Raw genomic sequence first — 13,429 nt, forward strand, 5'->3', positions numbered from 1 at the left:
CGGTTGTGTGGACGTAAAGCGTCAGCAGTCCACACAACCGGCCCCGGAGGCCCGTCACCGCACCCACAAACCACCCAGCCCGCCGCAGGCGCAACGGCGAGAAACCACCGCGGCGCCGCAGACAGCTACGTGGGAGGCGCCGCCAAGCGCGCAACGGCGAACAACACCCGCGGCGCCGCAGACAAGTACGCGGGAAGGCATCAATCCAGGTACTGGGACAGATACGCCCGCAGCAGCGACTTCGCCTCCGCGACAACGGCCGGGTCACCGGCCGAGTCGACGCGGAACGCCAGCTGCAGCAACGCGTCAGCCGTTTCGACGCCGACCAGGAAGGCCGTGCGGAGCCGTGCGTCGGCCGGGTCCAGGCCGAGGCGCCCCGCGAGGAGGGCCAGGAGGCGGTCCGCGACCTCGTAGTTCGCCTGGCGGGACCCGCGCGGGGCGGGGACCGTGAACTCGACCAGCGCGAACCCCGGCACCGTCCGCTTCATCGCGAGGTACTCGTCGACCACGACGTCCATCGCCCGGCGCCACTCCAGGCGCTGCCCCTCCGGCGCGGTCAGCCGGGCGGTGATCCGGTCCGCGTAGGCATCGAGGTTGCGGTGGGCGAGCGCCTCCGCCATGGCCCGCTTGTTGGGGAAGAAGCGGTAGACCGAGCCGATCGGGACGCCGGCCCGGCCGGCCACGGCCCGGGTGCTCAGTTCCTCGTAGCCGGTCTCGTCGAGGAGTTCGGCGCAGGCGTCGAGGATGCGGGCCAGGCGCTGGGCGCTGCGCCGCTGCACGGGGGCGCGGCGCAGGGAGCGGGGCGGCCGGTCGGGGCGCGGGGTCGGCTGCTGCACCCGTCCATCCTGCCCGGCCTTCCGGCCGGGAGTGTCCGTTGACGGCCCTCCCGCGCAATCCTAAGGTCTTCCATAGGATTCCTTGAGCGGCGGGAGCGCGCGATGACAGGCACGGCCAACGAGCAGGCGAGGAAGACGGCCGAAGGACTGGTGTACGCCACCGGGTTCGGCAACGAGCACAGCTCGGAGGCCGTCCCGGGCGCGCTTCCGCTGGGCCGCAACGCGCCCCAGCGGGCCCCGCTCGGGCTGTACGCCGAGCAGCTCAGCGGCTCGGCGTTCACCGAACCGCGGGCGGCCAATCACCGCTCCTGGCTGTACCGCATCCGCCCGTCGGCCGCCCATCCGCCGTTCGTCCGCGTCGAGCCCCGCGCGGTGCGCTCGGCGCCGTTCACCGAGTGCGTCCCCGACCCCAACCGGCTGCGCTGGAACCCGCTGCCCGCTCCCGAGGGCCCGACGGACTTCCTCGACGGCCTGTGGACGCTGGGCGGCAACGGCGACGCGACGCAGCGCAGCGGTATGGCCGTGCACCTCTACCACGCCAACGCGCCCATGGAGCGGCGGGTGTTCAGCGACGCGGACGGCGAGCTGCTGATCGTCCCCGAGCGGGGCGGGCTGCTGCTGCGCACCGAGCTCGGGCTGCTGCGCGCGGTACCGGGCGAGGTGGCGCTGATCCCGCGCGGGGTGCGGTTCCGCGTCGAGCTGCTGGACGCGACCGCGCGGGGCTACGTCTGCGAGAACTACGGGCAGCCCTTCCGGCTCCCCGACCTCGGTCCGATCGGCGCCAACGGCCTGGCCAACGCCCGGGACTTCCGGGCCCCGGTCGCCGCCTACGAGGACGTCGAGGGCCCGGTCGAGGTCGTCAACAAGTTCTGCGGCAGCCTCTGGACCGCCACCTACGACCACTCGCCGCTGGACGTCGTCGCCTGGCACGGCAACCACGCCCCGTACGTCTACGACCTGCGGCGCTTCAACGTCATCGGCTCGATCAGCTACGACCACCCGGACCCGTCGATCTTCACGGTGCTGACCTCGCCGTCCGACACCCCGGGGCTGGCCGGTGTGGACTTCGTGGTCTTCGCACCGCGGTGGCTGGTCGGTGAGGACACCTTCCGGCCGCCCTATTTCCACCGCAATGTGATGACCGAGTACATGGGCCTGATCGAGGGCGCCTACGACGCCAAGGCGGAGGGCTTCGTACCGGGCGGCGGGTCACTGCACAACATGATGTCGGCGCACGGGCCCGACCGGGAGACGTTCGACCGGGCGAGCGCCGCCGAGCTGGTGCCGCAGAAGATCGACGACGGGCTGGCGTTCATGTTCGAGACCCGGTGGCCGCTGACCCTCACCGCGCAGGCCCGGGACGCCGGCCACCTGCAGCGCGGCTACGACGACGTATGGCAGGGTCTCCAGCGCCACTTCCGCCCGTGACACCCGGGGACCGCTCGTGACCACCTTCGCTCCCGACTCGCTCGCCCTGAACCGCAAGCTGCCGCTGTGGTACCAGGTCTCGCAGTCGTTGCGCGCCTCCATACTGGGCCGCTCCCCCGACGCCCCGCTGCGGCTGCCCACCGAGGACGCGCTCGCGGCGCACTACGGCGTGAGCGTGCTGACCATGCGGCAGGCGCTCAAGGAGCTGGAGGCGGAGGGGCTGATCAGCCGGCACCGGCGCCGCGGCACCTTCATCGAGCCGGGTGCGCGGCGCGGTGCGCCGGTGCGGCTGCTCGGCTCGGTGGACGCGATCGTGGCCCAGCAGTCCGGGATGACCACCGAGCTGCTGGACCACGGTCCGGTCGCGGTTCCCGCCGAACTGGCCGAGTACTTCCCGGAGTTGACGGAGGTGGCCGGGTTCCGCCGGCTGCGTAGCGACGAGAAGACGGGCGAGCCCACCAATCACGCGCGCAATTACGTACGCCCCGACGTCGCGGAGCGGATCGACCCGGCGGACCTGCTGCGCTGGCCGATGACGAAGGTGCTGCGGGACGCGGTGGGCGTCCGGATCAGCCGGATCACCGACACGGTCGAGGCCCGCCTCGCCGATCCGGAGACCGCCCGCCTCCTGGAGGTCCCCCTGCTCAGCCCGATCCTCGACTACACGGGCGTCACCTACGACGCCGACGGACGGCCGGTCGACGTCGCGCGTATTCACTACCGGGGGGACCGCTTCTCCTTCACGGTGACGCTGGACGCGCACTGACGCCGTCGGTCCGCTCTCCGGGCCAGAGCTCCGCGCATCCGTCGAGGACGCGGGACACCGCCGGATGCGGATGCTCGGCCCGCCAGACGGCGTCCAGGCGGAGCACCGGCGCGGGCTCCGTGAGCGGCACGAGGGTGATGCCGCGCGGGAGTTGGCGGGCGAGCGAGGCCACGACGAGGTTGACGCCGCGCCCGGCCGCGATGCCGGCCCAGGCGTTGGAGCCGGAGGCGGTCTCGTCGAGCACCGGCTCGAACCCGGCGGCCCGGCAGGCACCGGCCACCGCGTCGTAGTAGCCGGGCGCCATGTCGCGCGGCCACAACTGGAACGTCTCGTCGCGCAGCCCGGCGAGCTCCATGGCCGGGGCGCCGGCGGACGGATGGCCGTCGCCGACCGCCGCCATCAGCGGCTCCCGCCGCACGGTCCGCCGGGCGATCCCCTTCGGGTAGCCGGCCCTGGGCGCGAGCGCGAGGTCGCAGCGCTCGTCCCGCAGCATCCGGCAGACGTCGGAGGCGAAGATCTCCCGGGTCTCCACCTTCAACCGGGGCGCCCGGGCGGCGAGGTGGGCGGTGAGCGCCGGGAGGGTCTCGTACACCGCGGTGACCGTGTAGGCGATGCGCAGCTTCCCGGCCTCACCGTCCGCCACCGCCCGGGCGTGCTGGGCCGCGCGGCCGGCGGCGGAGAGCAGCCGCTTGCAGTCGGCCAGGTAGGCGGCGCCGGCCGGCGTGAGCTCGACCCGGCGGGAGGTGCGGTCGAGCAGCCGTACGCCGAGGGTGTCCTCCAGCGCCTTGATCTGCTGGCTGAGCGCCTGCTGGGCGACGTACACGTCCTCGGCGGCGCGGGTGAAGCTGCGGCGCTCGGCCACCGCCACGAAGTACCGCATCTGGCGCAGCTCGGGTTCCATGCGACGGCATGGTACGGCCGCCCGGCCCACCCGTCGACAAGCCCGCCTTGTCGATCGACAACAAGCTGCGCTTGTCGACCGGCGGTGCCCCCCATAGCGTGGTCCGGGCCGAACGACCAAGCAGAACAAGCCCGTTGACCCTGGGGGATGCATGATTCTGGTGACAGGCGCGACCGGCACCGTCGGCCGGCCGCTGGTGCGCGCGCTGCGCGCCCGCGGCGCCGCGGTCCGTGCGCTGGTACGTGACGCGGGCGAGGCGCCCGCCGAGTGGGACGACGGCGTCGAGCCGGTGGTCGCGGACCTGAACGACGCCGGATCGCTGGCCGCGGCCGCGGCCGGGATCGAGGCGGTCCACCTGCTGACTCCGGTCGGCCCGGACGCCGCACGGCAGGCCCGGAACGTGATCGACGCGGTCGCCGGGGCCGGCCGCCCCAAGGTCGTCCTCCAGGCGGCGATCGGTGTGCGGCGCCGGACCGTCCCGGTGCGGTTCTTCGACGCGCACACCGCGGCGCTCGACCACCTCGAGGGCAGCGGCCTGCCGTGGACGGTGCTCGCGCCGAACGGGTTCCTGCAGAACTTCCTCGCGCTGCTGCCGGACCTGCGGCGCACCGGCACACTGGCGCTGCCCGCCGGCGACGCCGCGGTGTCGTACGTGGACGCCCGCGACATCGCCGAGGTCGCCGCCACGGTGCTCACCACGGACGGCCACGAGGGCGCGGTGCTCGACGTGACCGGCCCGCGGGCGATGGACCACGACGAGATCGCCGAGCGGCTCGGCGCGGCCCTCGGCCGGCCGCTGACCTACCGTGCACTCACGCCGGAGCAGGCCCGTACCGCCCTGCTCGGCACGGGTATGTCCGCGTGGCAGGCCGACGGGCTGGTCGAGCTCTACGGCCTCTACGCGTCCGGTGCGGCCCGGGCGGTCTCCGACACCGTTCCCCGGTTGCTCGGCCGCCCGGCCCTCCCGATCGAAACCTTCCTCGCCGACCACGCGACCGCCCTGCGGGCCGGTTCCGCCCCCTCTCAGGAGAACCACTGATGACGACCGAGTACATCCGTTACACGATCACCGACCCCGCGCGCCGGACCGCCTTCGAGCAGGCGTACGCGGCGGCCTCCGAGCAGCTCGACGCGGCGCCCGAGTGCCTCGGGTACGACCTGGCGCACGGGGTGGAGGAGCCCGAGCACTACATCCTGCGCATCGAGTGGACCTCCGTGGAGGACCACCTCAAGGGCTTCCGCGGCGGCCCGCACTTCCCCACCTTCCTCGCCCACGTCAGGCCGTACATCGGTGACATCGAGGAGATGAAGCACTACGAGAGCACGTCGGTGACGTCCGCCGGCGGATGAGCGGCAGCAGCGCGGGGCGCGGCCCGGTCAGATCCGTTCCAGGCTGCGTCCCGTGCTGCGCGGTCCCAGCGCCGCCACGTTCGCGCACAGCAGCAGCATCAGCGCGGCGGACCCGGTGAAGACCGCGGCGGGGCCGAGCTCGGTGAGGACGGGGAGGGCCACGAACGGCAGGACGACCGAGGTGAGCCGGGAGAGCGAGTAGGCGATGCCGATCGCACTGCTGCGCAGGCCGGTCGGGAAGATCTCCGTCTGGTAGACGTGGAAGGCGTTGGAGAAGACGTTGCTGGCCACCGTCAGCAGGAAGCCGAAGGCGACGATGGCCCAGGTGGCGTCGGCGAAGCCGAAGGCCAGGCCGCAGCCGGCGATGGCCAGGGCGGAGGCGATGATCAGGGTGCGGCGCTCGATCCGGTCGATGAGCGGGACGGACAGCGCGGAGCCGAGCGGGTAGCCGCAGAAGCTCAGGGCGGCGTAGAGCAGCGATTCGGTGACGGTGTGGCCCTTCGCGGTGAGGACCACCGGCGCCAGCGACCCGAAGCCGTAGTAGCCGACGGTCTGCAGGATCTGGAAGATCCACCACATGACGGTCCGCCGGCGGAGGTCGCCGCGGAACATCGCGGCCAGCGGCACCCGCCGCTCGGGAACGGTCTCGGTCTCGGGTACGGAGGGCAGGCTGCCGCCGGTCTCCCGGGCCACCCGCTCCTCCAGCCCGGCCACGATCCGCTCGGCCTCCTCGTGCCGTCCGTGCACGGTCAACCACCGTGGGGATTCGGGGAGTTGGCGGCGCATGAGCTGGATGAAGGCGGCGCCGAGCGCACCGGCCACCAGCAGCCAGCGCCAGCCGTCGACGCCCAGCAGCCGGTGGGCGGCCACCAGCCGGGCGCCGAGCAGCGCGGCGACCGGGACGCCGACGAAGCCGAGGGTGTAGGCGTGGGCGAGGTACCGGCCGCGGACCGCCCGGGGCAGGAACTCGGCGAGATAGGTGTCCACCAGCACGAGTTCGGCCCCCAGCCCGAGGCCCGCCAGGAAGCGCAGCGCCAGCAGCCACGGCAGGTCCGGGGCGAAGGCGGAGGCCAGTGAGAACACCGAGTAGGCGCCGAGGTTGACCAGGAACATCCGGCGCCGACCCAGGCGGTCGGCGAGCACCGAGAGCAGGTTCGCGCCGACGAACATGCCGAGGAAACCGGCGGCGATCACGCAGGACTTCGCGGTGTGGCCGAGGTGCCACTGTGCGGCGAGGACGGCGGCGAGCACTCCGCCGAGGAAGATCTCGTAGAGGTCGAAGAAGGCGCCGATGCCGACGACGAGGGTGAGCCGGCGGTGCCACCGGGACGGTGGCAGACGGTCCAGCCGTGCGGCGGCCCGGTTGCCGATGGGGGTCCCCCCGCGCCGTTCAGGCGTGGGAGAGGTGGTGTCCGTCATGGCGGTCCTCCCCTGAGCAGGTCCCGGCGCGATGGGGGTCCCCCGCGCCGTTCGGGCATGGGGGAGGACGACGTCCGCACCGCGGCGTCGGGCGTACGGCGAGGACCGTACTCCGCCAAGATCAGTAAGCGGAAGACCGCGTCGGGATCGCCCCGGAGGGTGGATCCGGTCCGGCCGGCCGGGCGGACCGGCGGGGGCCGTCGTTACCATGCCGGGGTCAACCGATCGGTCCGGGAGGGGCTCCGCGTGACGGCGAAGCAGGACGCGCCACGGCTGTCCGATCTCATGCCGTGGTCCGTGGCGCCGCTGCGGCTCGGCCGTTCCTGGGTGCGGTCGCCGGACCCGGCGGCCCTGCGGGCGCGTTGGCGGGCGCTGGTGGCCGCCGAGGACACCGCGGCCCGCGAGCGGCTGTTCCGGCCGTCCCGGGCCCGGACCCTGTACTCCGCGGTCGGCCAGCTGCCGGGCCAGCGGACCGCCACCGGGCGGCTGTACCGCGCGGACGGCCCGTGCCCCGAGCCGGTGCGGATCCAGCACGGTCCGTTCGACCAGCAGTGGCTGCTGCCCGACCACCGGCTGATCGACGCGGCCCGGCCGGAGCTGTGGCGGGTGGCGGACGCCCGGCAGCTGTACGCGGTGGAGCCGGGCCGGCTGCCGCAGCCGTCCGGGCCCGCGGTGGTGTGCGCGGCGCTGCTGCCCGACGGGCGGTCACCGGCCGGGCGTCCGGGCCGGATCCATCCGCTCTACCGGCGGCCCGGCGGCCGCGAGCCGAACCTCGCCCCCGGGCTGCTCGCCCTGCTCGCCCGCCGGCTGGACCGCCCGGTGGACCCGGCCGAGCTGCTCGCCTGGGTGGCCGCGAGCGCCCGCCACTCCCCCGACGGCGCCGTGGTGCCGCTGACCGCCGATGCCGGGGTGTGGACGCGGGGCGTGGCGCTGGGCGAGCGGCTGCTGTGGCTGTACACCCGGGGCGCGTACGTGCCCGGGGACGGCCCGCCCGAGGGCTGCGCGGGACCCGGCGGGCGGCCCCGGATGCCGGGCGGCCGCCGCCCGTACGTCCGCGCCGCGCTGCCGTCCCACGGGCTGCCGCGGACCCTGGCGTACGACCCGGCGGACGAGGCGCTGCTGCTCGGCGACGGCGGACGGATCTCACCGGTGCCGCAGGGTGCCTGGGACTTCTCGGCGGGCGGGGTGCGGGTGCTGGCGGACTGGTTCGCCGGCCGCACCGGCGAGGCGGAGGACGGTACGGCGACGCCGCCGGAGGCCGGTTCGCTGGCGGCGCTGGGTCCCGCGGACTGGCCGCGGGAGTGGACCTCGGAGCTGCTGGAGCTGATCACCGTTCTGGCGCTGATGGCCGAACTGGCGCCGGAGCAGGCCGAGTTGGCGGCGGCCGCCGCGGCGGCGCCGCAGCTGCCGGCCGTCGAGCTGCGTGCCGCGGGCGTGCTGCCCCCGCCGTCCTCGGCCCGGCGCCCGGCGTCCGTGCTGGACCACCACGAGGAGGGCCCGGACGGGCAGTTCGCCCTGGTGTGACCGCCGTGCGCCCGTGGCCCTCGGGCGGTGACCCTTCCCCGGTGGCCCTTCCCCGGTGGCCGTTCCTCGCCGTGGCCGCTGGGCCCGCGCTATCCGGCCGCCGGGCCCGCGTAGGCGTCGAGGACCCGGCCGATGAGCCGGGCGAAGACCTCGTCCGGGTCGCCGACCGGTCCGCTGCCGGCCAGCACCCGGGCGACGAGCGGGTACTGCCCGGTGGCCACCGCCGACTTCAGGTAGCCGGCCTGGGCCGCCTGTCGCTGTTCCGGGCTGTGGCCGGATTCCTTGGCGCGCTCGGCGGCCGCCTGCTCGGCGGAGGCCATGGCGATGACGGTGCCGTTGAGCATCGAGATCAGTTCGAGCTTGAGCGCGTCGTCGAGCCCGGAGTCCTCCAGTACGGCGAGGCAGTGCTCCATGTAACGCAGCGCGTTGGGCCCGAGGGAGGTGTGGGACAGCACGGCGCCCGGCAGCCATGGGTGCCGGCGCATCATCGCGCGTGCCTGGCGGGCGAGGTCGAGCAGATCGGCGCGCCAGTCGCCGGACGGGCGGTCGGGCAGCCGGTAATCGCCGACGACCAGGTCGACCATGAGGTCGATCAGATCGTCCTTGCCGGGGACGTAGTTGTAGAGCGACATGGTGGCGCAGCCGACCGCGGTCGCCACCCGCCGCATGGAGACCGCCGCGAGCCCGGACTCGTCGGCGATCCGCACCGCGGCCTCGGCGATCTCGTCGCGGGTGAAGGCGGGCCGGGGGCCGCGGCCGGTCCGCTCGGGGCGCGCCCAGATCACCTCGGGTCCGGCCGCGCGGCCGCTTGCTGCCATGAATCGATCACCTCGGCCCCATCCTAGTGACGTGCGTGCTACGCGGGGCGGGGCGGCGCCGGCGTGAGGTCCCCGTGCGCCGCGGCCGGCGGGCGGGCACGAAAAAACCACCCGTCACGTCGTGACGGGTGGTCGGGAGCGGACCGGCCGGGCGGGGACGGGCCGGCCGCCCGAGGTGCCGTGTGACGAACGGCTCAGCCGTGTCCGCCGAAGAGCGAGCGCCGCAGCCTGCGCAGCGGTGCGAACAGCGACACCCTGGCGCCGCGGCCGTTCCTCGTCCGCAGGTGGTCGCGCGCGGTGAGCTCCTGCATCAGCGAGGTCGCGCCTTCCGCCTCCCGCTGCGGGATGGCGGGGCCACCCAGCACCGCGAGGTGGCGGTCGAGGCGCGCACTGGACGCACCGCTCCCGCAATTGATCGCAGGGACTCTGGCCCTGCTACGCACTGTTATCTGTTCCATGACTCTCCCCACCCTTACGAGGGCACCCGGCCCGGGCAGGGTAACCCTATCTCTCTTGGAGGACACGCGTGCAGACCGGTCAACGGATTCACCTGCCTCGCCATGACGTTGACGCACACCATACGGAATGTCACCTAAAGGCCGTGTCCCAGGGGGAGTTGACGGGGCGGAAGTTTCCGGAGGGAGGGCTTCCGGGCAGCTGACGGGCCGCCGGATCCGCCGGGGAGAGACCGGGATCTCACGGACACTCCCCGGCGCCCGGGACGCGCCCCCGGGTGCGGTTCCTCAGGCGGCGGAGCCGAACACCGGCAGATAGCCGCCGGAGTGGCCGGCCGAGGTCGGGTGGTAGGACTCGTCGACGGGATAGGTCACGCTGTGCAGCCAGGCGCTGCCGGAGCACAGCTCGTGGCCGGCGAAGGTGGTGTTGACGTCGGCGAAGGAGAAGCCGTGGTCGGCGGCCCGCTTGGCGATGACGCCGTTGATTTCGTCGGCCGCGGCGTCGATGGCGGTGCGGGACTTCTCAGAGAGGCCCGCGAGGCAGCTTCCGCCGATCTTGTAGAAGCGCGGATAGCCCAGGACCACCACGTGCGCGGCCGGGGCCTTCTGGGAGATGGCGCTGTACACGGTGTCGAGCTTGCCGGGGAGGGTGTTGTCGATGTACGTCCTGGCCTGCGCGACCCGGGCCAGGCAGGCGCTCTCGCCCTGGAGCGCACAGGTCGTCATGGTGTCGGCGAATCCGGCGTCGTTGCCGCCGATGGTGATGCTGACCAGGCCCGTGGAGCTGTTGAGCGGGCCGAGCTGTCCGCTGACAACATCACCCGTTCGGGCGCCGGAACAGGCGGTGAACTGGAAGGAGGAGGGGGAGTGCGCGGCGGCCCACAGGGCCGGGTACGCCTTGCTGCTGCGCTTGCAGGAGCCGCTGGCGCTGTCGTAACTGCCGGCCCCGACGCCCGAGGAGTAGGAGTCGCCGAGTGCCACATAGCCGGTTGCGGTGGGGAGTTGGGCGGACGCGGCGGCGCTCGCGCCGGTGAGCGCGAGCGCCGTGGTGACGAAGAAGGCGGACGTCAAGGCCGCGAATCGGGACAGTCTCATGGAACCTCCCTTAGCAGGATCTCTGCCACATCCGTCGTAGCAAGACTCGCGGGCAACCGGAAGTGTCCATGCCAAAAGTCGTTTCATGTTCACGGTAAATGTGCTGATCCGGGCGGATGTTCACCGCCATGTCATTGCTTCCGGCCACGGCCCTGGCCACGGTCGCGACCACGGCCACGGTCACGGTGACGACGACGGTCACGACGACGGCGGGCGCGCTCCTCGACACGCCCGCCGTTCCCCTGTGCCTCCCGCATGCCTCCTGTGGCCCTCCTGGGTCGTTCCTGGCGGGGCGTCAGCCCCCGGCGTGGTGCTCGCGTCTGACCAGTGCGGGCACCACCGCCGCGGTGCCCGCCAGGAACACCGCCACCAGCAGGATCACCAGCGCCGGCCGGGTGCCCAGGCCGAGCAGCGCGGCCCCGAGCAGACCGCCCGCGAACATCGCGCCCACCGACAGCAGGCGCCGAACGGCCGTCCGGCTGCCGTACCCCAGCCGCTTGTCGTGGCCCAGCACCGAGCCGCTGACCAGCGCCGTCATGGTGCGGGTCGCCACCGTGGTGGTGAGGTCGGGCGGGGCGGACCGCATGGCGGTGACGTTGCGCATGCCCATCGCCAGTGCCATCAGCCCGATGACCGCGTAGCGCCGGCCCGGCGGCAGTCCGGGGACCGGGTCCATCCCCCAGGCGACCGCCCCCGCGACGGCCAGCAGGGCCGCCTCCGTGAACAGGCCGGCGGGGAACCACGACTGCTCCCGGGCGGCCAGTCCGGACTCCCACCGGGCCCCGAGGGCCGCGCCCAGGGCGAAGGAGCCGAGCGAGACGGCCGTCGCCAGCACGGGCAGCCCGCCCTGGCCCGCCACACCGAAGCCGAGGAAGAGGAGATTGCCGGTCTGCATGGCGGAGAAGACCTGACCAAGCGTCAGGAAGGTGACCGCGTCCACCACACCGGTGACCACGGTCAGACACACCATGATCACCGTCAGGGCGATTCCGCTCGGCGGCTCCACGGGCCCGGCTCCTTCCCGCGGGCACACCCGCGCGGTCTCGCCCCCAGTCTCCGCAGACCCGGTCCCCGGCCACGGCCATTGCGCCGTCTGTGGGCGGCCCGGCGGCCTGCTCCCGCCGCCCGGGTTGCGGCTGTTTCCGGCCTTCTTCGCGCCTTGACGGTGCTCCGGGCGTTACGCGACATTGAGCCCGGCATCCGGCCGGGGGAGGGCAGAGCCGCTCATGCAGACGGACACCATCCGAGGGGACGGCCGGTACGAGCCGTCCCCGCCCGCGCCGCAGGCACCGCCGGGCGGCGTGGCCCGGTCGCTGGCCCTGGGTGCCGCGGTCGCGGCCGGCGCGATGGGGGCGGTGCTGGCGCTCACCGGGCTCGATTCGCCGCTGCGCGCGCCGTTCACGCTCTTCTTCCTCCTGATGGCGCCGGCCGGCGCGCTCGCCGTGGCGCTCGGCCGGATGGATCCGCTCGGCCGGGCGGTGGTGGCCGGCGCCGGGGCGCTCGCCGTCGACCTGCTGGTGGCCCAGGTGATGCTGGCGCTGCATCTGTGGTCGGTGCGCGGCGGGGTGTTCGCCGTGGCGGCGTTCAGCGGGGTGCTGCTGCTGGGCTGCGCGCTGCGGCGCCGGACCGGCCGGACGCGGGCACGCCGTACGGGCTGACCGTACGGCCGCACAGGAGAACAGGGGGAGCGCACGGACATGGAGATCACGGTGCACCGGCCCGGCGAGCTGACCGGGACCGACCGCGACGCCTGGGCCGCCCTGCAGGCCGGGGCGCGGGCGGCCGGGGCGCCGCAGCTGGCGAACCCGTTCCTCTCCCCCGCCTTCGCGCTGGCCGTCGGCCGCTGCCGGAGCGGCGTGCGGATCGCGGTGCTGCGGGAGGACGGCCGCCCGGCGGGGTTCCTGCCCTTCCAGCGGTCCGCGCTCGGGGTGGGCCGGGCGATCGGGCTGGGCCTGTCGGACGCGCAGGGGCTGGTGCACCGCCCGGGGCTGCGGTGGGACGCCCGGGAACTGCTCCGGGCCTGCGGGCTGTCGGTGCTGGAGTTCGACCACCTGGTGGCGGGCCAGAGCGCTTTCGAAACCAGCTCGTTCGGGAGGTTCGCCTCACCGGTCATCGACGTGGACCGGGGCTTCGAGGCGTATCTGGCCGGGCTGCGGGCGCGGTCGCCGAAGTTCGCCCGGACCACCCTGGCCAAGGAGCGCCGCCTCGGCCGGGACGTCGGGCCGCTGCGCCACGTCCACGACGAGCGCGACCCGGCGGCGCTGCGGACACTGCTGCGGTGGAAGTCCGCGCAGTACCGCAGGACCGGCCGCAGCGACCGCTTTGCGCACCCCTGGATCGTGCGGCTGGTGCGGCAGCTGTTCCACACGCGCACCGAGTCGTGCACCGGGCTGCTGTCGGTGCTGTACGCCGGGGAGCGGCCGGTCGCGGCACACTTCGGGCTGCGTTCGGATTCCGTCCTCGCCTGTTGGTTCCCGGCGTACGACCCGCAGTTCGCGAAGTATTCGCCCGGACTCGTATTGCATCTGGGCATGGCGCGGGCGGCGGCCGCGGAGTCGCTCGGATATCTCGATCTGGGGCGCGGCGCGAAGGATTACAAGGATTCCCTCAAAACCCGTGAACTCCTGGTGTCCGAGGGATGGGTGAGGCGACGGCATCCGGCCGCATCGGTGCATTGGGCGCGGCGCGCGCCGGTGCGTGCGCTGCGCAATGCGGTGCTCGCCCGCCCCGAGTGGTTCGATCCCGCGGACCGCCTGCTCAAGCGGGTCGGGCGGCTCCGGACCGGGCGCTGATTCCGGCGTCCGTACGGGCCTTTCGGCCCGGTATTCCGCGGCCTT

Annotated in this window: 14 protein-coding genes; 7 read left to right on the forward strand and 7 right to left on the reverse strand. The window is 73.8% G+C overall.

The window, feature by feature from the left end:
• Nucleotides 1–200: 200 nt before the first annotated feature.
• Complete coding sequence (locus V2J85_RS26370) at nt 201–836, reverse strand: TetR/AcrR family transcriptional regulator (protein WP_330822943.1); 636 nt, start codon at nt 834–836, stop codon at nt 201–203.
• A gap of 102 nt (nt 837–938) precedes the next feature.
• Between V2J85_RS26370 and hmgA the strand changes: the two genes are divergently transcribed.
• Together hmgA and V2J85_RS26380 are read left to right on the forward strand one after the other, a co-directional pair.
• Entirely contained in the window at nt 939–2,264 is a 1,326-nt protein-coding gene (gene hmgA / locus V2J85_RS26375; RefSeq protein WP_330822944.1) for a homogentisate 1,2-dioxygenase, read from the forward strand.
• A 16-nt stretch (nt 2,265–2,280) separates the two neighbouring features.
• Complete coding sequence (locus V2J85_RS26380) at nt 2,281–3,030, forward strand: GntR family transcriptional regulator (protein WP_261952344.1); 750 nt, start codon at nt 2,281–2,283, stop codon at nt 3,028–3,030.
• Here V2J85_RS26380 and V2J85_RS26385 read toward each other — a convergent pair.
• Nucleotides 3,005–3,931, reverse strand: a complete 927-nt coding sequence (locus V2J85_RS26385; RefSeq protein WP_261952343.1) for a LysR family transcriptional regulator — start codon at nt 3,929–3,931, stop codon at nt 3,005–3,007. The genes V2J85_RS26380 and V2J85_RS26385 overlap by 26 nt on opposite strands.
• A gap of 151 nt (nt 3,932–4,082) precedes the next feature.
• Here V2J85_RS26385 and V2J85_RS26390 point away from each other — a divergent pair, with 151 nt between their 5' ends.
• Together V2J85_RS26390 and V2J85_RS26395 are read left to right on the forward strand one after the other, a co-directional pair.
• Nucleotides 4,083–4,970, forward strand: coding sequence for an SDR family oxidoreductase (locus V2J85_RS26390; protein ID WP_261952342.1), 888 nt, complete (start codon nt 4,083–4,085; stop codon nt 4,968–4,970).
• A complete protein-coding gene (locus V2J85_RS26395; RefSeq protein WP_330822945.1) occupies nt 4,970–5,281 on the forward strand; it encodes a putative quinol monooxygenase in 312 nt (103 codons plus the stop codon). Before V2J85_RS26390 ends, V2J85_RS26395 begins: the two co-directional genes overlap by 1 nt.
• A 27-nt stretch (nt 5,282–5,308) precedes the next feature.
• On the opposite strand, the gene V2J85_RS26400 is transcribed toward V2J85_RS26395, so the two are convergent.
• A complete protein-coding gene (locus V2J85_RS26400; RefSeq protein WP_330822946.1) occupies nt 5,309–6,700 on the reverse strand; it encodes an MFS transporter in 1,392 nt (463 codons plus the stop codon).
• Between the two features lie 246 nt (nt 6,701–6,946).
• On the opposite strand from V2J85_RS26400, the gene V2J85_RS26405 reads away from it, so the two are divergent.
• Entirely contained in the window at nt 6,947–8,224 is a 1,278-nt protein-coding gene (locus V2J85_RS26405) for a type ISP restriction/modification enzyme (protein ID WP_330822947.1), read from the forward strand.
• A gap of 89 nt (nt 8,225–8,313) precedes the next feature.
• Here V2J85_RS26405 and V2J85_RS26410 read toward each other — a convergent pair whose 3' ends face one another.
• From V2J85_RS26410 to V2J85_RS26425, 4 genes are all read right to left on the reverse strand, one after another.
• Nucleotides 8,314–9,042 carry a TetR/AcrR family transcriptional regulator gene (locus V2J85_RS26410; protein ID WP_330822948.1) on the reverse strand — a complete coding sequence of 243 codons (729 nt, stop codon included), beginning with the start codon at nt 9,040–9,042 and terminating at the stop codon, nt 8,314–8,316.
• A 194-nt stretch (nt 9,043–9,236) separates the two neighbouring features.
• A complete protein-coding gene (locus V2J85_RS26415; protein ID WP_030415749.1) occupies nt 9,237–9,500 on the reverse strand; it encodes a hypothetical protein in 264 nt (87 codons plus the stop codon).
• 285 nt (nt 9,501–9,785) lie between these two features.
• Entirely contained in the window at nt 9,786–10,592 is an 807-nt protein-coding gene (locus V2J85_RS26420; RefSeq protein WP_330822949.1) for an SGNH/GDSL hydrolase family protein, read from the reverse strand.
• A gap of 295 nt (nt 10,593–10,887) precedes the next feature.
• Nucleotides 10,888–11,598 carry a YoaK family protein gene (locus tag V2J85_RS26425; RefSeq protein WP_261952336.1) on the reverse strand — a complete coding sequence of 237 codons (711 nt, stop codon included), beginning with the start codon at nt 11,596–11,598 and terminating at the stop codon, nt 10,888–10,890.
• Between the two features lie 220 nt (nt 11,599–11,818).
• Between V2J85_RS26425 and V2J85_RS26430 the strand changes: the two genes are divergently transcribed.
• Both V2J85_RS26430 and V2J85_RS26435 read left to right on the forward strand, forming a co-directional pair.
• Nucleotides 11,819–12,250 carry a hypothetical protein gene (locus V2J85_RS26430; RefSeq protein ID WP_261952335.1) on the forward strand — a complete coding sequence of 144 codons (432 nt, stop codon included), beginning with the start codon at nt 11,819–11,821 and terminating at the stop codon, nt 12,248–12,250.
• Nucleotides 12,251–12,289: 39 nt separating this feature from the next.
• A complete protein-coding gene (locus V2J85_RS26435) occupies nt 12,290–13,384 on the forward strand; it encodes a GNAT family N-acetyltransferase (RefSeq protein WP_330822950.1) in 1,095 nt (364 codons plus the stop codon).
• Nucleotides 13,385–13,429 lie beyond the last annotated feature (45 nt).

It is taken from the genome of Streptomyces bugieae, from assembly GCF_036352915.1.
Lineage (GTDB): Bacteria > Actinomycetota > Actinomycetes > Streptomycetales > Streptomycetaceae > Streptomyces > Streptomyces endophytica.

Coding starts and splice junctions, on each gene's coding strand:
- hmgA (WP_330822944.1), top strand. CDS start 939: ATGACAGGCACGGCCAACGAGCAGGCGAGGAAGACGGCCGAAGGACTG.
- V2J85_RS26385 (WP_261952343.1), bottom strand. CDS start 3,931: ATGGAACCCGAGCTGCGCCAGATGCGGTACTTCGTGGCGGTGGCCGAG.
- V2J85_RS26390 (WP_261952342.1), top strand. CDS start 4,083: ATGATTCTGGTGACAGGCGCGACCGGCACCGTCGGCCGGCCGCTGGTG.
- V2J85_RS26395 (WP_330822945.1), top strand. CDS start 4,970: ATGACGACCGAGTACATCCGTTACACGATCACCGACCCCGCGCGCCGG.
- V2J85_RS26400 (WP_330822946.1), bottom strand. CDS start 6,700: ATGACGGACACCACCTCTCCCACGCCTGAACGGCGCGGGGGGACCCCC.
- V2J85_RS26410 (WP_330822948.1), bottom strand. CDS start 9,042: ATGGCAGCAAGCGGCCGCGCGGCCGGACCCGAGGTGATCTGGGCGCGC.
- V2J85_RS26415 (WP_030415749.1), bottom strand. CDS start 9,500: ATGGAACAGATAACAGTGCGTAGCAGGGCCAGAGTCCCTGCGATCAAT.
- V2J85_RS26420 (WP_330822949.1), bottom strand. CDS start 10,592: ATGAGACTGTCCCGATTCGCGGCCTTGACGTCCGCCTTCTTCGTCACC.
- V2J85_RS26430 (WP_261952335.1), top strand. CDS start 11,819: ATGCAGACGGACACCATCCGAGGGGACGGCCGGTACGAGCCGTCCCCG.
- V2J85_RS26435 (WP_330822950.1), top strand. CDS start 12,290: ATGGAGATCACGGTGCACCGGCCCGGCGAGCTGACCGGGACCGACCGC.